This is a genomic window from Virgibacillus indicus (assembly GCF_002266285.1).
GTDB lineage: Bacteria > Bacillota > Bacilli > Bacillales > Amphibacillaceae > Virgibacillus_K > Virgibacillus_K indicus.
This window is the reverse complement of the sequence record NZ_NPMS01000005.1, coordinates 174265-193129: the sequence shown is the minus strand read 5'-3', so window position 1 is coordinate 193129 and position 18865 is coordinate 174265. Positions and strand designations below refer to the sequence as shown.

General features: G+C 33.5%; 13 protein-coding genes and 1 pseudogene. 10 read left to right on the top strand and 4 right to left on the bottom strand.

The annotated features are described in order from the left end of the window. The first annotated feature begins 258 nt into the window (after positions 1-258). Both CIL03_RS12035 and CIL03_RS12030 read left to right on the top strand, forming a co-directional pair. Entirely contained in the window at positions 259-3582 is a 3324-nt protein-coding gene (locus CIL03_RS12035) for a CDP-glycerol glycerophosphotransferase family protein (RefSeq protein ID WP_094886110.1), read from the top strand. 82 nt (positions 3583-3664) lie between these two features. After that, a pseudogene (locus CIL03_RS12030) lies at positions 3665-4846 on the top strand (CDP-glycerol glycerophosphotransferase family protein); the annotation flags it as partial. Positions 4847-4966: 120 nt separating this feature from the next. On the opposite strand, the gene CIL03_RS12025 reads toward CIL03_RS12030, so the two are convergent. Further along, complete coding sequence (locus CIL03_RS12025; RefSeq protein ID WP_094886108.1) at positions 4967-6160, bottom strand: DHHW family protein; 1194 nt, start codon at positions 6158-6160, stop codon at positions 4967-4969. 23 nt (positions 6161-6183) lie between these two features. Continuing rightward, entirely contained in the window at positions 6184-7611 is a 1428-nt protein-coding gene (locus CIL03_RS12020) for an MBOAT family O-acyltransferase (RefSeq protein WP_094886107.1), read from the bottom strand. 833 nt (positions 7612-8444) lie between these two features. Between CIL03_RS12020 and galU the strand changes: the two genes are divergently transcribed. The 5 genes from galU to CIL03_RS11995 all read left to right on the top strand — a co-directional run bounded on the left by galU (position 8445) and on the right by CIL03_RS11995 (position 14532). Further along, positions 8445-9320, top strand: a complete 876-nt coding sequence (gene galU / locus CIL03_RS12015; RefSeq protein ID WP_094886106.1) for a UTP--glucose-1-phosphate uridylyltransferase GalU — start codon at positions 8445-8447, stop codon at positions 9318-9320. Positions 9321-9356: 36 nt separating this feature from the next. Beyond that, entirely contained in the window at positions 9357-10862 is a 1506-nt protein-coding gene (locus tag CIL03_RS12010; protein ID WP_094886105.1) for a glycosyltransferase, read from the top strand. 125 nt (positions 10863-10987) lie between these two features. Continuing rightward, positions 10988-11809 (top strand): ABC transporter permease, encoded by an 822-nt coding sequence (locus CIL03_RS12005; RefSeq protein WP_094886104.1) that lies wholly within the window; start codon positions 10988-10990, stop codon positions 11807-11809. Between the two features lie 14 nt (positions 11810-11823). After that, the gene (gene tagH / locus CIL03_RS20350) at positions 11824-13122 is read left to right on the top strand and encodes a teichoic acids export ABC transporter ATP-binding subunit TagH (protein WP_094886103.1); all 1299 of its coding nucleotides are present in this window, start codon (positions 11824-11826) and stop codon (positions 13120-13122) included. A gap of 24 nt (positions 13123-13146) precedes the next feature. Next, on the top strand, positions 13147-14532 hold the full coding sequence (locus CIL03_RS11995) for an outer membrane protein assembly factor BamB family protein (RefSeq protein WP_094886102.1): 1386 nt from the start codon (positions 13147-13149) through the stop codon (positions 14530-14532). 25 nt (positions 14533-14557) lie between these two features. Here CIL03_RS11995 and CIL03_RS11990 read toward each other — a convergent pair whose 3' ends face one another. Further along, on the bottom strand, positions 14558-15298 hold the full coding sequence (locus tag CIL03_RS11990; protein ID WP_094886101.1) for a glycerophosphodiester phosphodiesterase: 741 nt from the start codon (positions 15296-15298) through the stop codon (positions 14558-14560). A gap of 284 nt (positions 15299-15582) precedes the next feature. Here CIL03_RS11990 and CIL03_RS11985 point away from each other — a divergent pair, with 284 nt between their 5' ends. Continuing rightward, complete coding sequence (locus CIL03_RS11985; RefSeq protein ID WP_094886100.1) at positions 15583-16647, top strand: glycosyltransferase family 4 protein; 1065 nt, start codon at positions 15583-15585, stop codon at positions 16645-16647. A gap of 41 nt (positions 16648-16688) precedes the next feature. Here CIL03_RS11985 and CIL03_RS11980 read toward each other — a convergent pair whose 3' ends face one another. Continuing rightward, positions 16689-17735: an LCP family protein gene (locus CIL03_RS11980; RefSeq protein ID WP_094886099.1), complete on the bottom strand. Its 1047-nt coding sequence runs from the start codon at positions 17733-17735 to the stop codon at positions 16689-16691. A 278-nt stretch (positions 17736-18013) separates the two neighbouring features. Between CIL03_RS11980 and CIL03_RS11975 the strand changes: the two genes are divergently transcribed. Together CIL03_RS11975 and CIL03_RS11970 are read left to right on the top strand one after the other, a co-directional pair. After that, entirely contained in the window at positions 18014-18238 is a 225-nt protein-coding gene (locus tag CIL03_RS11975) for a DUF1659 domain-containing protein (RefSeq protein ID WP_094886098.1), read from the top strand. A 35-nt stretch (positions 18239-18273) separates the two neighbouring features. Then, positions 18274-18492 (top strand): DUF2922 domain-containing protein, encoded by a 219-nt coding sequence (locus tag CIL03_RS11970; protein ID WP_094886097.1) that lies wholly within the window; start codon positions 18274-18276, stop codon positions 18490-18492. Positions 18493-18865 lie beyond the last annotated feature (373 nt).

Sequence of the window (18865 nt, the reverse complement as noted above, 5' to 3'; positions counted from 1 at the left end):
TCTAAAAATACTAAAACAAACTTAAAATATTACCACATCCTTCCATAGAATCCAACATTAATATTATCGCAGATTTTACACCAGTTGTTAAGAGATATTTTGTCGAAATTTGAAATTGATGAAAATAGGAGATATAATTTATTGAGTTATTTTGTAATATTATTGGTTATAAATACGAAAACTGTTTATATCATCAAGAAGTAAAGAACAATTATTCTTTAGGGAAAGTGGACTATAAAAAAGATTGAAGGGTTGTAAATGAAGTTATTTTCATGGTTTAAAAAAAGTAAAACAAAGAAAAAAGTAAAATATAAGGTAGAGATTCTTCAAGACCAAGGAAAACTAAAAATAGAAGGGATTTTTAACAAAGAAAGATATTATGCTAAAGAGTTGTGGTTATTTTTCAGAGGAGAAGAAACAAAGGAGATTAAAGTAAGCGAAATTAATCCAACAAATAAATTTAAATTTGTTATATCATTAGATGAATTATTAAAATTATTAAAAGAGAATAATGAGACTACTTATGATTGGTATTTTAAAATCAGAACACCATACTCTGAATTAAGCTCAACCAAAAAAGATACGGGGCAAATTAAACTGATTGAGGAAAACAATGAAAAGTACGTAGAATATTTTATTCGGTGTGGAAGATTTCAATATACCAACATTGAAGGGTTGTCGTATTATCACAAAGAAGAAGATTCAATAATAAATTATATTACAACTAAGGGAAATTTATCGTTAACCATAAATAATGAACCTGACTCCCCGACGAAAATTCAGATAGATAAGGTTAAAAAGCTAAATAATATCTTGAGATTAGAGGGGAAAATCTTTTCTAGGAATTCAAAAATAAATAATGGCGAAGTTGTATTAAAAGGAAGAGATACCAAAAAGGAACTAATTTCTAACAGGATAGATTTCACACTGCTTAAAAAAGATGTAGTCAAAAAATATGGATTAAACCGATACTCCTATATAGCAGATATCAATACAGTAGAGATGAATAATGGACAAATGTTAGATGAAGATATATACGATTTGTTTTTCACTTTAAATTTGCACGATAGAACAGAAATAAAATACGTACGGGTTGGAAGGCCAACATTAAGAGCTAAGTTATTTTTAAGAGATTTATACGCGAATAATAAGAAGGAAGCAAACATTATAAACCCATATTATACATTTAAAAAGTTTAATTTGTCTTTCGAAACATATAAATATCCTGTTGAAACATATAAATATTTGCGGCGTGTAATGAGGTGGGCCTGGCTTATCCGTTTACTAAATAAAAATAAAGAGACCTGGCTGGTGGGAGAACGAATTTATAAAGCGCAAGATACTGGATATGCGTTCTTTAAGCACATGAGAACAAAGTATCCTGAGAAGAATGTATATTATGTAATTGATAAAGCCTCTCCAGAAAGAGAAAATGTTAAAGAATATGGAAATGTAATTGACTATCAGTCTAAAGAACATATTTGGAAGACTATTATTGCAAAAAAAGTGATCTCTTCACATCATCCAGATTATTTGTACCCAATAAGGACACAGACGTTTAAAAGAAAAGTAAAAGCAGATAAAGTTTTTCTGCAGCATGGAATCATGGGTACTAAAAATATGATAGCCAATTACGGAAAAAAAGCTCCGGGATTTGATACCGATTTATTTATGGTTAGTTCAGACTTTGAAAAAGAAATGATAGTTAATGATTTTGGTTATGATCCTAATGATGTATTTGTTACTGGATTATCTAGATTTGATACATTATTCAAAGAGGATGTAATGAAGAAAAGACAAATTTTAATAATCCCGACATGGCGTGATTGGATCGTCACAGACGATGCATTTTTTGAAAGTGAATACTACATTCGATATAAAGAACTGATTAACAATAAATATTTGCATGATTTGTCTAACAAAAATAATTTTGAAATTATTTTTTGCTTACACCCTAACATGCAAAGGTTTAGTAAGTATTTTGAGAATGATTCGGTTACGATCATTAACCAAGGTGAAGTAGATGTCCAGCATTTAATAAAAGAGAGTGTATTGATGGTAACTGATTACTCCAGTGTAGGCTTTGATTTTAGTTTTCTTCATAAACCAGTATTGTATTTTCAGTTTGATCGCTCAAGATTTATCGGAAAGCGGCCCTCTCATCTAGACTTGGATAATGATTTGCCAGGTGAAATTTGTTATGAAGAGGACCAGATAATAAATTTAATAGAGGAATATGCTGATAATGACTTTATAATGAAATCAAAGTATGTTGAAAGAGCAAACAAATTTATTAATCATAGGGATCAGTTATCCTCAGAAAGAATTTATAATGTAATTAAGAATAATGAAGTTAATAAAAGCATTATGGATAATCCGAAAATTGAAATGCTAAATCAGGCTTTATTTAACAAGTATAGAAAGAGTAAATATTATTTTCCGAGCATGAAGTTATTTTATAAAATAGGTTCTAAAATAATTCCAGTTGACCCTAAATTAATTCTATTCGAGAGTGGAGTAGGAAAACAATTTGGAGATAGCCCGAAAAACATTTATGAGGAAATCCTGGACCGGAATTTAGATTACAAAAAAGTTTGGGTATATAATAAAAGTTATCGCTTTAATGATATAAATACAAAGCGTATTAAAAGATTGAGTCCACAGTACTATTATTATCTCTTTAAATCGAGGTATTGGGTTAACAATCAAAATTTCCCAACTTATATAAAAAAACGTCCAGAAACAACGTACTTACAGACATGGCACGGGACTCCATTGAAGAAAATGTTGTATGATATTGAAGAAGTACATGGTAGAAGTGATGATTATGTTGAAAGAGTAGGAAAGGCGGTTAAGAATTGGGATTATTTAATTTCTCCGAGTGCTTACGCTACAAAAGCCTTTAGTAGTGCTTTTAGATATAATGGCGAAGTATTAGAAGTAGGTTATCCCCGAAATGACCTTTTCTATAAAGAAAATAAACAGGATATAGTCGAAAAAGTTAGAAACAAAATTAAATTATCTGATGAGAAAAAAGTGATATTGTACGCACCTACATTCAGGGACGATCAGACATCAAAAAAGAACAAATTCTTGTTCGATGTAAATATGGATCTTCATAAAATGAAGGAACAATTAGGTGATGAATATGTTATTTTGTTAAGGATGCATGTTGTAATAAATAATAAATTAAAAATTGATGAGTCATTAAAAGATTTTGTTATAAATTGTTCAAGCTATCCTGATATTCAGGAACTGCTATTGTTGGCAGACATATTGATTACAGATTATTCATCAGTAATGTTTGATTTTGCAAATACCAATAAACCAATATTGTTTTATACTTATGATTTGGAGAACTATAGAGATAATATCCGTGGTTTTTATATGGATTTTGAAAATGAAGCACCAGGACCACTTATGTACAATACGGACGATATAATTGAGAAGGTAACACAAATCAAACAAGTAAAAAACGATTACTATGAAAAATATCGAATATTTAGAGAGAAGTATTGTTCGTTAGAGGATGGAATGGCTAGTAAGCGGGTTGTAGATAATATATTTTCAAAACAAAACTAAAATATAGCTTAATTGAAATAGATACCTATCTTTACTGGTAGGTGTCTTCTTCTAAATTGAAGGTCTTAAGGAGGGTGGGGCGGTGAAAAAAGTTATATATAAACTGGTTCAACAATTTTACAGGAAATTGTTCTCTATTTTAGGCAGATTACCAATAAAAGGAAATATTATAATTTTTGAAAGCTTTTTGGGTAAACAATATAGTGATAATCCCCGGGCAATTTATGAATATATGTTGGATAACTGCCCCCAATATAAAATGTATTGGAGCATTGATAAAAGATATATTAAATCATTTGAAGGTAAAAACTTAAATTATATAAAACGGTTTTCATTACAGTGGGTCATTTTAATGACTAGGGCCAAATACTGGGTAACTAATAGTCGGCTGCCATTATGGATTCCGAAACCTAAGGGTACAATATATTTACAAACCTGGCATGGAACTCCTTTAAAGCGCTTAGCAGCTGATATGGATGAGGTGCATATGCCTGGAACTAATACTATGAATTACAAAAGTAATTTTCTGAAAGAAGTCAAAAAATGGGATTATTTAATATCACCAAATGTGTATTCTAGAGAAATATTTAAACGGGCTTTTCAATTTGACAAGGTAATGCTTGAAACTGGGTATCCCAGAAATGATTTTTTGGTCAATAATAATAATGAAGATACAATAAGCCATTTAAAGAAGCTTTGTAACTTACCTAAGAATAAAAAAGTTATTTTATATGCTCCGACATGGAGGGATAACCAATTCTACTCTAAAGGGAAATACAAATTTGATTTACAAATGAATTTAGATTTATTAAAAAAAGAATTGGGAGATAATTATGTTATTCTTTTGAGACTTCACTACCTCGTAGCCGAGAATATTGACTTAGCTGGATATGAAGGGTTTGTTTTTGATTTTTCGAATCATGAAGATATAAGAGAGCTGTATCTTATTGCTGATTTTTTAATTACTGATTATTCTTCTGTTTTTTTTGACTTTGCTATATTGAAGAGACCTATGCTATTTTATGTGTATGATATTGAAGAATATAGAAATAAATTGAGAGGGTTTTATTTTGACTTTGAAAGTAAGGCTCCAGGGCCGTTAGTTAAAAAAACCTCTGAACTCATTAATGTACTTAAAGAGATTGAAGAAAAAGGATATACTCCAAGTCAATTTGAAGAAGAGTTTTATCAAAAGTTTTGTTATTTAGAAGATGGTGAATCCTCCAAAAGAGTCGTAGAAGAAGTTTTTTCTAAGAATAATTAAATGCTTTTTTGAATTTATATAAAAATGTGCGAAAGGCAGTAGGAATACTACAGTGTATCACAGATAATTCGTAAAAAGAAATGCATCATAGCTAGTAAATAAGGCTGCCAATTGGCAGCCTTATTTACTCGTGTTATTAAAGTTTGTTAGTGAAGGTGTAGTTACTAAAGAATTAATGTTGTGAAGAAAAAGTACTTCAGTTATATTATTATCTTCTATATACTGATACACACTTTTTTTATCATAATGCCGCATATCAAGAATTCTTGTTTCACTATAATTTCTTGCCAAAAATTGAATCATTGTGTTAGCGTAAGAATCTTTAAGAATTAACAATTTGTGATCATTTGAAACATTGGGATTTCTGATTATGCCTTCTGGTACATCGCCCGAAAAATATACTTTATATCGGTTAGTATATTTATCAGGTAATTCCAGATATCTATAGTCGTAAAATGATCTATTACAATTACCTCTATAACAGATTTCTAATTTTTTCTCCTCAAATTTAGGTTTAGCAATAGTAACAGTATCTGGATATTTAACATATGACTCTGTAGTATTTCTCGCATCAGATCCCAGAAATTTAACATTGCTTTCTTCCCATGAGAAATCATTTATGGATAGAGGATTCAAGATATCATTGCTTTCTTGAATTTTAGATATTATTGTCCTATACCCGTAAAAAGCTGCTTTTGGTTTCCAATGATGATCAGTATAAAAATATAAGTTTTTTTCAACTAGATGAGGCTTAATAGCATCTCTGAGATCAACAGTCTTAATTTTACCGATATTTAAAAGCTCTTTTATTAATTGATCAGACAATTTATTTGCTTCACTTGAAATGTAGTCAGGTAATTTGTGCTCCATCATTGTTGTTTTATTTGGTGCCAATGCGAAAAATATATCAACATCTTTATTTTTTATATTTGATGCAAAGCTGTTGATGCGCTCAGCAATATTTTCAGGCTTTAGATTATTTTCATTTGTAACCAATGTTGGTATCAAGTATCCATCGTCATGTACAAAAGTAGAATTGATAAGATTCTGCTGGAATACAGTCTTTTCAAATGTGTTCTTAGTTTCTATCCATTCGCTTCGTAATGGGAATTGGTCGTTATAATATGACTCAAATCTTTTGAAGTACTCTCCAGATAACACATTATTAAGAGTTGCATCTGGCCGCTGATCCAGTTTTCGATTTTCAATTACAGAATTTGTCTCATCTCCTTTTACAACACTCCATATGCTAAAAAGAAAAATAAAGGATAAGAAAAATATTACTACTATTAATTCACCTATTGAAATTTTCATAAAAACTCCCACTTTATAATTAATTAGAATCGGAAATAAATAAATGGATTAAATGTACCCGAAATTATATAAGTAACAGAAATAATAAAAGTTATAATTAGAAACATATTTATAGAAATTTCCTTTCCGAAAATACGTATGAAAGTTGAATTAATGGAATTATACTCTATTAATTCAAAAGTCTTTTTTAATATTGGAGTAGAACCTAATATTCCAATAGCTATTAAAATGCCGTATTGGGATAAATAATATAATGTATCATTATCCAATAGGCTTGTGCCGCTAAAACCAAACATAACTGCAATATATGAAAAACCGTAAGAGAATGTTTCTGCTCTGAAGAATACCCATCCTACCATTACAATTATAAGAGTGTATAAATATTGAAGGAAGGTCGGGATTTTATTCAAGAGTTTACCTAAAAATGCCTTTTCAATCATGATTAAAAAACCATAATAAAGCCCCCATGCAATAAAGGTCCAACTGGCGCCATGCCAAATCCCAGTAGCAAACCACACAATGAAAAGGTTCCGGTAAGTGTTAAATGTGCCTTTCCTATTGCCTCCTAATGGTATATAAAGATAATCACGAAACCAAGATCCTAGAGAAATGTGCCATCTTCTCCAAAATTCTGTAGCAGACTTAGATATATAAGGATAGTTAAAGTTCTCAAGGAAGTCAAAACCTAATATCTTTCCAAGTCCAATAGCCATATCGGAATAAGCAGAGAAGTCGAAATAAATTTGTAAACTGTAGGCAATAATTCCAATCCACGCTACACCAGTAGACATATCTGCTGGATTCTGAGCAAATATTTGGTCTGCAATATAACCACAGTTATTTGCTATAATCATTTTTTTTCCTAAACCAATAATAAATCTTCTAACTCCATAAGCAATTCTTGGTAAATCAGATACCCTCTTATTTATCTGTTCTGCTACAGTTTGATAACGAACGATTGGACCTGCAATTAATTGCGGAAATAGAGATATATATAATGCTAAATTTAACGGGTTTCTTTGTACTTTACCATCTTTGCGATATACATCAATGACATAACTCATGGCTTGGAAAGTAAAAAAAGATATCCCGATGGGTAGAGGTATATCAGGTACACTAATGGAAATATTTAATAGAGAGTTTATATTATCTACAATAAAATTAGTATATTTAAAAATACCCAATAGTAACAAATTGAAAAAAACCATTAAACCTATAATAATTTTAACTTTACGTTTGTTGTTTCTATTTGATTCTACAGTTAATCCAAATATATAATTAATAATAATTGAAAAAATCATTAAGAGGACGAACTTGGGTTCTCCCCATGCATAAAAAAGTAAGCTTGCTAATAACAATACTGTGTTTTTAAATACTCTTGGAACAATAAAATATGCCAATAAAACTATTGGCAAGAAGACAAACAAAAAAATACTTGAACTAAATACCATTTCGTATTTCCTCTCTATTTAAATAACTCAACTCACAAGTATCAATTATAATATAAAAATTTGCAGACGTCATTGGTAATTTCAAAAAAATTATAGACTAGGATTTGGGGAAAGTATATCTTCAATAATGAGTGGTGAAAAGTAGAGGAACCAACACATTGGTAAGTATACTACAAAGCATATATAAAGTTTAAGAGGAGTAAATTTTATTTCTTCTATTATTAAAGTACCTTACAAAATAGAATCATACTGGATACCTTTTGCAAAAACTAATTCTTCAGCAAGGGATAATCGATGAATAACTATGGAGGATATTAAACCAAATTTAGATTTTATAAAGTTAGGGTATATATTAAGAAACATTGGATTGATAATAAATGATTAATATATTTTGGTACAAAGAAGTATGAGGTGATTAGTAATAATTTAGTACTGTAAAGTATCATGGCAATTTTTGGAGAATGTGTTTAATTACCTCGATATAATGGAACTATTATAGCTAATAGATATTTTGATCAAGTATTATGCTTCAATACTATTGTTTTTTTGTGCACATGGATTAGAATATTATCTTAATAAGCCTTGGATTTTATAGGAGGCTGCTTTACTTCATTTTCTAATTGATGAGAACCTTGAGTATTCTATTTTGAAAACTTCGTGTATGATCTATCATGAGTATATAAATGAAGCTTTGTTGTTAACGATATGTAAAAAATCTTTATTTTTCAGAGACAACAGAAGCTTTTCATAAAAAGATTTGTTATCTTGTAGAAGGGTATGCATTGGTAGAATAGTGGAAATATATTTCACAAAGATATTAAAGGAGTGTTAAAATGCAAATTAAAAAAGCAATTATTCCAGCAGCAGGGTTAGGAACGAGATTCTTACCAGCAACAAAAGCGATGCCTAAAGAGATGCTTCCAATTGTAGATCGACCTACAATTGAATATATTGTTGAAGAAGCAGTGAACTCAGGTATTGAAGATATCATCATTGTTACTGGAAAAGGGAAAAGAGCGATTGAGGATCATTTTGACAGTGCCTATGAATTAGAGGAAAACCTCATAAAAAAAGAGAAATTTGATCTGCTTGAGAAAATTAGAAAGTCAGCCAAAGTAGAAATCCATTATATCAGGCAGAAGGAACCGAAAGGTCTTGGTCATGCTATTTGGTCTGCTAGAAAGTTCATCGGAAATGAACCTTTCGCTGTATTGCTCGGTGATGATATTGTCAGGAGTGATAAACCTTGTCTGAAACAATTAATAGAGATATATGATAAAACAAGTTCAAGTGTAATTGGAGTGCAAAAAGTTCCTGAAGAGGAAACGAACAGGTATGGTATTATCGATCCACTCTCAAATAAAAACAGGTTGTATCAAGTGAACAAGTTTGTAGAAAAGCCTTCAAAAGGTACTGCACCCTCTAATCTTGCAATCATTGGCAGATATATATTGACGCATGATATATTCCAATTTTTAGAAGAGCATAAAATTGGTGCGGGTGGAGAAATCCAATTAACGGACGCAATTGAAAGATTAAATAAAATTCAACAAGTTTATGCATATGAATTCGAAGGGAAAAGGTATGATGTTGGGGAAAAACTAGACTTCATAAAGACCACTATTGATCTTGCACTGGAAAGAGAAGACCTTCGTGAGCCACTTTTATCCTATATCAACAGTATCACTAAAATAAGTCCAAAAATGTGAATTAGTCTACAGTCTAACTGAAAGAGGTGCAAAGACATGAAACAAAACACTCCAATAATCCTGATAAATTCGGTGCGTGCGGTAAGTGGAGGGTTGACAAAAGCTGCAATTAAACGTGCAAACATTCTCGCAGAAAGATTTAAAAAGGTTTATATTTTTACGCTTTTGTATCGGCAGAATATTGAACAGGAAATAAATGAACTCTATGATACGGGTTTATTAAACAAAAAGGTTGAGGTACTTAACGTATTCGAAGATTTAAAACCGAATAAGAAAGGTTACAAAAAGACTAAAATCGCTTTGAAAGAAAAAGGCTTTGTCATGTTTAGGGACGAAAAACAGAAATTACCTTCATACCGATTATATAAAGATGGATATTATTTGAAATATAAACGGTTTGATAATGCGGGGAAGCTTTTGTTTGTTGACCATATGAATCAATCAAGACATCGAACACAGCGGGATGAGTACAATCATAGTGGGTATATGACACGTAGAAGACATATGGATCTGGAATTGAATAAACCACGTTTGGATAGATATTTTGATAATAAAGGTGACTGCTATTTGACAATTTGGGTTAATCCTGAAACTAACAAATCCTCTAGAGCAGCTTTATTTGGTGAAAGCCCAAAAGAATTTGATTCACTGGAAGATTTAAAATTAGAATGGCTTGAGAAAAAGCTAAACAGCATAGACCGACCGGTATTAATGGTGGAAAAGCGCCCGATGGATAATTTCGTTGCCAAATTGCAAAATGAAGAAGTTAAAATAATTCCAGTAATTCACAACAATCATTTTAACAAGCCGTTTAATGAGGAAGGTGAAATCAGAAAGGAATACCGCTTCTTATTTTCCAATTTGGACAAGTTTGATAAAGTGGTCTTATTGACAGAGGAACAAAAAAAAGATATTCAACAAGAATTTGGCTCAAGCGAAAAGCTGACAGTAATTCCACATCCTGCCGAAAAACCAGCGAAAAGTTTACAAAATGTGGGAGCCACTTACAATCCGCATCTGGCTGTATCTCTGGCAAGATATGTTGTCCAGAAAAGACTGGATGAAGCAATCAAGGCATTCCAACATGTAGTGAAGGAAATTCCAAAAGCTGAATTTCATATTTACGGTTTTGGAAGAGAGAAAGATAACTTAACAGGATTAATCGAGGAATTAGAACTTCAAAATAATGTAAAGCTGAAGGGTTTTACTAAAGATGCCGTATCAATATATCAATCTGCGGCGTGCTCTGTCTTGACTTCAGATTACGAAGGATTTGGGATGAGTGTGACTGAAAGCTTGGCCGCTGGAACCCCCGTTGTAGCTTATGCCGCTAAATATGGGCCGAAAGATATAATTCAGAGTGGAGTAGATGGGTACCTCGTTGAAAAGGGGAATAAAAAAGAATTAGCAGAAAGAATAAAACAACTTATGACGGATGACAAACTAAGGGATAAAATGTCTGAAAATGCGCGTGAAGTGGATAAGCGATTCAGTGTAGAAAAACACAAAAAAGATTGGTGCAATTTGATTCAAAATATATGACGATTGAAAACAATAAAGAATCGCACAGATAATACGAGCCGATTCTTTATTGTTTTCTCTATGTATTACTTGTATAATGTATTACGATTGTAATCTACAGCATTTAGACTTGAAAGGATATACAAATGAAATCAGTAATCGCAGTTATTAGAGAGCAAATTAATAACTTTTATTTAATACGAAGATTATCTTTATATGATTTGAAAAATAAAAATAAAAATAATTATCTAGGTATGGCGTGGGAAATCATCAATCCTGCTATACAGATACTTATATACTGGTTTGTATTCGGCACCCTGAGAAGCAGGGACCCAATAAAGGTAGATGGAATTGATATTCAATTTTTTGCATGGCTTCTAGCAGGGTTCTTTTTGTGGATCTTTTTTTATCAAGCAACGATTCAAGGTTCTAAATCCATTTTTTCGAGACTAAGAATGCTTTCGAAAATGAATTTTCCTATGAGTATCATTCCAAACTATATTATTTTTTCCCATTTTTACGTTCATTTGTTTATGCTAGTGATTTCTATCATTCTTTTGCAGTTTATGGGTTATTTTATTTCGCTATACTATTTACAATTAATTTATTACATTTTTGGAGCGTATTGTTTAGTTTTTGCATTATCGCTCATAACTTCGACATTATCAACGATTATTCGAGATGTACATATGTTTCTGAATTCTACCTTAAGGATGTTGTTGTATTTATCGGGGGTATTATGGCCATTGAGCCTTCTTGAGGAACTTCCTCTAATTATGGAATTGATGAAATTGAACCCCTTATATTATCTAATTGATGGATACCGGACTGCATTGTTTGGAAGCAGTTGGCATTTCATTGATCAATGGGAATATACGTTGATATTCTGGGGCATCGTATTGATACTCTTCTTAATAGGATCTACATTGCATCTTAAATTCAGACGACACTTTATTGATTACTTATAAATGGTTGTGATTACATGAAAAAAGCGCTTATTGCCAAAAACATCAGTAAAAAATATAAATTTTATAGTGGAACAAAAGAACGGATATTGGATCTATTTCTGCCAACAGAGATTGGTGAAAATTTTTATGCACTCAGAGATGTCGACTTCGAGGCAGAAAAAGGCGATGTAATCGGTTTTGTAGGGATTAATGGTTCTGGGAAATCAACACTTTCCAACATAATTGCCGGGATTGTACCCGCCACTTCGGGCACAGTGGAGATCAACGGACAAGCCTCACTTATTGCTGTGGCTTCGGGTCTGAAAGCTGAGTTATCAGGCAGGGATAATATCGAGCTGAAATTATTAATGTTAGGTTTCAGTAAGGACGAAATTAATGAATTAGAGCCTGATATTATTGAATTCGCTGAACTGGAGAAATTTATTGATCAGCCTGTAAAATCCTATTCCAGCGGAATGAAATCACGGCTCGGCTTTGCGATTTCTGTTAACATCGATCCGGACATTCTTATCATTGATGAAGCATTATCGGTTGGCGATAAAGCTTTTGCTGGGAAAAGTTTGAATAAAATGCTGGAATTTAAGGAAAAAGGAAAGACGATGGTTTTTGTAAGTCACTCCTTAGGCCAAATGAGAAAGTTTTGTGAAAAAATACTATGGTTGGAATTTGGAAAAGTTAAAGATTATGGTGAAGTGGATGAAGTATTGCCACAGTATGAGGCGTTTCTTCATCAATGGGAGAAAATGAACAAAAAGGAAAGAGAAGAATATCGGAATATGATATTAAATGGTAATAAGGAACTTCAGGAACAATGGGCAGAAGAAAATTTGCGGAACAAAGATGAATTCAAAATTAAAGAGGAATATACGAGTTTACTCGGAAAAATTAAATCTACAAATGCCTTTATTTATCACTCCAATCTTGAAGAAGGTCATGAGGTAAATAATGAACAGTTGAAAAATGTGTATTATATTAAAAAACTTGTTACATACAAAGGTGATACATTTTATTTATTGAGCGATAGTCCAAGTTCTGAAAAAGATGTGATCGGATGGATGAAGTCGAGTGATCTCGCTGTCCATCTTCATGTAGCTATCGATGAGGATACCAGGCACTTTATGATGAATGGGAGAGGCCGGAGCTATAACAAACCCTGGGGGGCAGAGAATAACATCGTCTTAAAGGAATTGAAATCAGCTAAAGGGGAAAAGTTTATAGTTAATAAAACAGAAAAAATCGGAAAAAATATTTGGTATCGAGGAAAATTGAATGGTCAGGAAATGTGGGTTCACCAAAATCATTTGTCGATATAAATTAATATGTTGTGAGGGACAAAAATGAAAAGTAAAAACTATTTCTTTATTGTATTGTTTATTTTATCAATGTCTTTGTTAATTCCACTTATTGTAGTCGCTGAATCTTTTGGACCGGATGAGTGGACACAGTATAGGATGAATAGTGACAAAAACGCAATATTTAATAATGGCAGTGATTCACTGGAAAGCCAAACTTATGAAACGGCAGACGAAGTTAGAGCAACCCCCGTAGTAGCAGGCAATAAACTTTTTGTAGGTAATCACAATTCTGGAGATTTATTTGCTTTTGATGTAGTTTCCGGAGAAAAATTATGGCAAAATAAGGCACCAAACTGGATTCATTCAGAAATGATCTATAAGGATGGAAAAGTATTTGTAGGATTTGGAAACAGGTTTTTTCAGGAGAATGGAATACGTGGTACAGAAGAAAGTGGAGTACTTGCATTAGACGCTGAAACTGGTGAAATTATATGGAAATATAATACAGATGGCGAAGTAATGCCGACACCAGCATATTATGATGGTTCTTTATACATTGCGACCGGAGATAAACATTTATATAAACTAGATCCTGAAACTGGAGATTTATTGCATAAAGCCGAAATAGGTTCAATCATCAGTATGTCTGCACCAAATATTACGGATAGCACACTGTATGTTGGGGGCGGAAAACCAGTACCTTACACCTTCTCAGCATATGACCTTACAAATGATGAGTTCAAATGGCAAACTGAATTCCCTGATGTATTTGCAGGGCTTGATGATGTTCCGCCAGCAGTTGCTGATGGTTTAGTGGTAACTACTGCACTCGTAGGTGATAGTGATGATCCCGAGCATCTGATGTATGCAATGGACGTTGAAACCGGAGAAATTCAGTGGCAGACAAGCTTGGGGAAAGGCGAATTTGTCAAAAACAATAAATCTGGAGCGCCAATGATTTACGAAGGCAATATCTATGTCGGCAGCCCAATTACCAAAACATTTTACGCGTATGATCTTCAAACCGGTGATAAACTTTGGGAGTTTGAAGATGAGGTTATGAAGGCTCCGCCTGTTGCACAGGATGGAATAGTATATTTCTCTAATACTAAGGGATACGTTCATGCATTAGATGCAGAAACTGGCGAAAAAGTGGGAGAAAAGAAATTGAGTGGAAAACTGGCTCCAGCTGGTCCAATTATTATTAATGATACACTATTTGTCGGCAGTCAGGATTCCAATGTTTATGCAGTACCATTAACTGATTTTAAAATGCCTGCAAAACAGGGAAGTGAATCTGAGGCAGCAGAAGAAGATGCTTCAGAAAGTGAAGAGGAGAATTCCGGATTAGGAATTTATATTGCAGTAGGCGTATTAGTGATTTTGTTGATTGTAATTTGGGCTGCAATGAAAAAAAGAAAAAAATAAATAAAAACTAAAAGGCTGGCTGTTGTCAGCCTTTTAGTTTTAATGAAGTTACTTTTCCAAATATCTCTGGATTATTCGAAAACACACCATCCACACCAAAATCAACTAATTCCTCATAATGCTTCAAATCATTCACAGTATAAGGATAAACCTTATAGCCAGACGCTTTACACTGTTTTACAAATTCTCTATCCGTATACACTTGATTTGGATGAATGCTTGCTACCTCAAGCCCACTATGTTCTGCATATTTCCATGGCTGAAGAATCCGATAATAAAATAACATTCCGATTGGCATAGAAGGGGCAATGTCTTGTATCCTTTTCAATGCCATATGATCAAAGGAAGAAATGATTACATTGTGAAGCCGGTTATATTCTGACAGGCAACGAATAAGTATGTCCTCGATACCTTCATAGAGGACCGGGATGTTTTTAATCTCAATATTGAGAAGCAGCTCATCCTGGCAGATCTCCAGCACCTCATCTAAAGTGGGTAATGTCGTCCCCATATATTCTTCCTTAAAAGATCCACTAACATCAATTCCCTTTATCTCTTCTAATGACATATCGATAATCCGCTTCGGCGCATTTTTATTAAATCGCGTTAATTTATGATCATGGCATACCACAAGCTGTCTGTCCTTTGTAAGCTGAACATCCAACTCTATAGCTTCAGCACCATGTGCAATGGCCTTTTGGAAGGCTGGGAGCGTATTTTCTGGAGCTTCTGTTAATGAACCGCGGTGTGCGAAATTAAGAACCAATTTATCATCTCCTCTTTAAAATTGCTGATTAAATCATACCATAAGCATTTCTATCTGGAAAAACTTTATAGAGTAAGAACCGGAAAGTGTTAATTGAAGCTAAAAAAACGCATTTAATTTATTCAAAAGGGTAAGTTATCCATGAAACGGCTAATTATTAAATCCTTATATCTTTTAAAATTATCATAGAGAAATTTGCCGAAAAGGTTTATAATTAGTAACTAAGTATGAAAAAAATGGATGAAATGTATAGGATGCTCTTTTAAACAAATGAGGTGGGCTAAATGATAAAAATAATGATATTAGCCTTTATCACCATGTTAGTGTCATTAATAATAACCCCAATAATTATAAAATATGCCAAAAAACTAAACGCAACAGATAAACCAAACTTTCGTAAAATGCATACAGATCCGATTCCGACATTAGGTGGGCTGGCTATTTTCACCAGCTTTCTTGTGGGATTGCTGATACTGCAGCCAATCAGTGAATTTCATATAGCAATTGTATGTGGTGCTTTTGTTATTATTGCACTTGGACTTATAGATGATTTATATGATTTATCTCCTAAAGTTAAATTTTTCACGCAAATTGCTGTCGCTTCCCTTGTTGTATTCTGGGGTGGCTTGCAGGTTGAATTCATTAATCTGCCGTTTGGCGGACAGCTGGAATTTGGTTTCCTGAGTTCAATTATTACTATTTTCTGGATTGTTGGTATAACAAATGCAATTAATTTAATCGATGGGTTGGATGGGCTGGCAGCAGGTGTATCTTCCATTGCTTTGATAACGATTGCGGTAATGGCAATTATCATGGGAGAGGTTTATGTAGCAACAATGGCGTTAATCCTGTTCTTCAGCACCCTTGGATTTTTGTGCTATAATTTTTTTCCGGCAAAGATTTTTATGGGAGATACCGGTGCTTTGTTCTTAGGGTATATGATTTCGGTATTGGCCCTGCTTGGATTTAAAAATGTAACGGTAATTTCATTTATCATCCCTATATTTATCCTGGGAGTTCCAATTTCAGATACGTTGATTGCAATGATTCGGAGATATGTTAATAAACAGCCTATGTCGAGTCCGGACAGCTCTCATTTGCATCATAGGCTGGTGAAGTTTGGCTTTACACATAAACAGACAGTTCTTTTTATTTATTCCTTAAGTTTCATGTTTAGTTTAGCCGCAATTTTATTTTCAATGACAACCGTATGGGGTTCGATTATGATATTTGCGGTAGCTATACTGGCGATTCAGTTTTTGATTGAGAATCTCGAATTAATAGACAGTAACTTTAAGCCATTGACAAACTTTTTCAAGGTGTTAAGGGGATTGAGGGATAAAACATAAAAAGAAGCTGCTGACATTACTGTCAGCAGCTTCTTTTATAGTTAATAAGGATTTTGTTCCCCGCTTGTCGTTTTTGTTTGATTTGTACCATTAGTAAGTGTTGATGACGAAATATCTAAATGATTTTGCAATGCTTGTTTTGTCTCACTAAGTGCAATTTCATCAAGCAGCCAGTAATACGTACCTGTAGGCTGATAATCTTCCCCTTCTAATGTAAACATTTCAAAATCCAGGGAACCTTTGGTACCATACGTGATAAAGCTTTTCATTTCGCTGAAGGTCATATTTGTCGTCATATTGCTTCCAACTGCTTCCAAAATATCATCGTATTTGAGAATGGAATTAACGGATATAGACTTATCAACAATTGATTTAATGATTTCCTGCTGTCTTTTACCTCGCAGAATATCATTATCCAATTTTCTGGTTCGCGCCAGTGCTAATGCTTCCTCACCATCTAACTCCTGTTCTCCTGGAAGAAGATGAATAGCTCTTGCCTGATCTTTTGAATTTTGTTCGTAAAGTTCGTATGGAACATCAACTGTTATGCCATCAACGGCATCAACTACATCGATAAAAGCTTCAAAGTTCACTTTAACATAGTAATCGATTGGAATATCAAGCAGGTTTTCAACTGTTTCAATCGTTGCATCTTTTCCGCCATAGGCATGTGCATGATTGATTTTCGTTTCATATCCAACCTCAGGAATATAAACTAATGAATCTCGTGGAATGCTGACTAATTTAACACTTTTATCTTCTTTATTTAGTGTAGCGACCATTAACGTATCGGTTCGGGAGCTTTCCGCATTATTTCGAATATCGCTGGCATCTACTCCCATAATCAGTACAGAAACATTATCTTCAGTAGGGTCTACCGCAGTTTCTCTAAGTTCTGATTTTTCCCTGCCATCATCCACATAAGAATCGGACATTACAGAATCTGCTTTGATATATAAATAAGTTGCATATGATATAACACCCAAAAACGCCATCAGAACAGGAATGAAAATGAATATAGCCCGCTTTCTCAGCTTCTTCTTTTTCCTTCTGACCACGCGGGTATGCGTTGTTTTTTTGTTCGACATTACGATGATTCTCCCTTAAATTAAGAATAGGAAAATATAACATTCAAGGATATCACATTTCCAATAAAAATAAACGAAACACGTTTTAAAAGCTAACCTTTATTTTACTATGAATATAGGTATTCGTAAATAACATTTTTATTACAATCTAAAGACTCATTTAATATAGACGAAGTTGGATGAAAAAAGTTACACAAAACATGCGATTATTTTTTTATGCCCCACACCCCCTTTCCCAAACAACAAACGATTGTATCTGTGAAAGGGAGGTGAGTCACATGGCAATACAAGATATGACAAGTTCTCAGTTGCAACTGGTGCTGAATAATGGGACAGACACATCAACAGGTCAGCCGATCTACGTAACAAAAAGTTTTAATAACGTAAAGCCGGAAGTAACTGCAGATCAGTTGTATGCAATTGCAACAGCATTTGCAGGCTTGCAGGAGCGCAATCTTTACAATATTGAACGTAAAGACAGCTCCGATATCAGACAAGGGTAATCGGAAACAAAAATTAGAGGAAGGGAGGAAGAAACATGAAAAAGCTGGAGCTTAAATTTGAAAATTACGATGGGAAAACCGTAACATACTCACTTGATCAGCCTGTTGAACCAGTTGATCCAGCTGCAATTAACGCAGCAATGGATGAGATCATCGCACAAAATGCATTCATGACATCTGGCGGTGACCTGGTCGCTAAGAAGAGCGCACGAGTAGTAGAACGTATTGTAGAAGATGTGGATTTAGGGTTATAAGGGAGAGCTTGACGAAACAGACCAGCGGCCGGGCCACTGGTCTGTTTTTGGTAGATGTGGTAGTGGGATGGTGGAGAAGGAAGTGGGTGAGAAGTGAGGAGGAGAGTTGAGAGATAAATCGGCAAAGTTGAGAGACACCGAATGAAAGTTGAGAGACAGTGCGGCAAAGTTGAGAGACACCCACTGCAAGTTGAGAGAAAGTAAAGGAATCCGCACCTATCTCTCATCTGAGTGAAGTTATCTCTCAACTTTAGCTGCTCTTCCCTTGTAGTAGTGCAATACCGTATATTTCTGCACAGAAAGTGGCTGCAGACAGCACAGCTCACGCAAGAGACAGCTGCTTCACTGTAGACGTCCAAACTAAATAATTCAA

Coding starts and splice junctions, on each gene's coding strand:
- CIL03_RS12035 (WP_094886110.1), top strand. CDS start 259: ATGAAGTTATTTTCATGGTTTAAAAAAAGTAAAACAAAGAAAAAAGTA.
- CIL03_RS12025 (WP_094886108.1), bottom strand. CDS start 6,160: ATGAAAATTTCAATAGGTGAATTAATAGTAGTAATATTTTTCTTATCC.
- CIL03_RS12020 (WP_094886107.1), bottom strand. CDS start 7,611: ATGGTATTTAGTTCAAGTATTTTTTTGTTTGTCTTCTTGCCAATAGTT.
- galU (WP_094886106.1), top strand. CDS start 8,445: ATGCAAATTAAAAAAGCAATTATTCCAGCAGCAGGGTTAGGAACGAGA.
- CIL03_RS12010 (WP_094886105.1), top strand. CDS start 9,357: ATGAAACAAAACACTCCAATAATCCTGATAAATTCGGTGCGTGCGGTA.
- CIL03_RS12005 (WP_094886104.1), top strand. CDS start 10,988: ATGAAATCAGTAATCGCAGTTATTAGAGAGCAAATTAATAACTTTTAT.
- tagH (WP_094886103.1), top strand. CDS start 11,824: ATGAAAAAAGCGCTTATTGCCAAAAACATCAGTAAAAAATATAAATTT.
- CIL03_RS11995 (WP_094886102.1), top strand. CDS start 13,147: ATGAAAAGTAAAAACTATTTCTTTATTGTATTGTTTATTTTATCAATG.
- CIL03_RS11985 (WP_094886100.1), top strand. CDS start 15,583: ATGATAAAAATAATGATATTAGCCTTTATCACCATGTTAGTGTCATTA.
- CIL03_RS11980 (WP_094886099.1), bottom strand. CDS start 17,735: ATGTCGAACAAAAAAACAACGCATACCCGCGTGGTCAGAAGGAAAAAG.
- CIL03_RS11975 (WP_094886098.1), top strand. CDS start 18,014: ATGGCAATACAAGATATGACAAGTTCTCAGTTGCAACTGGTGCTGAAT.
- CIL03_RS11970 (WP_094886097.1), top strand. CDS start 18,274: ATGAAAAAGCTGGAGCTTAAATTTGAAAATTACGATGGGAAAACCGTA.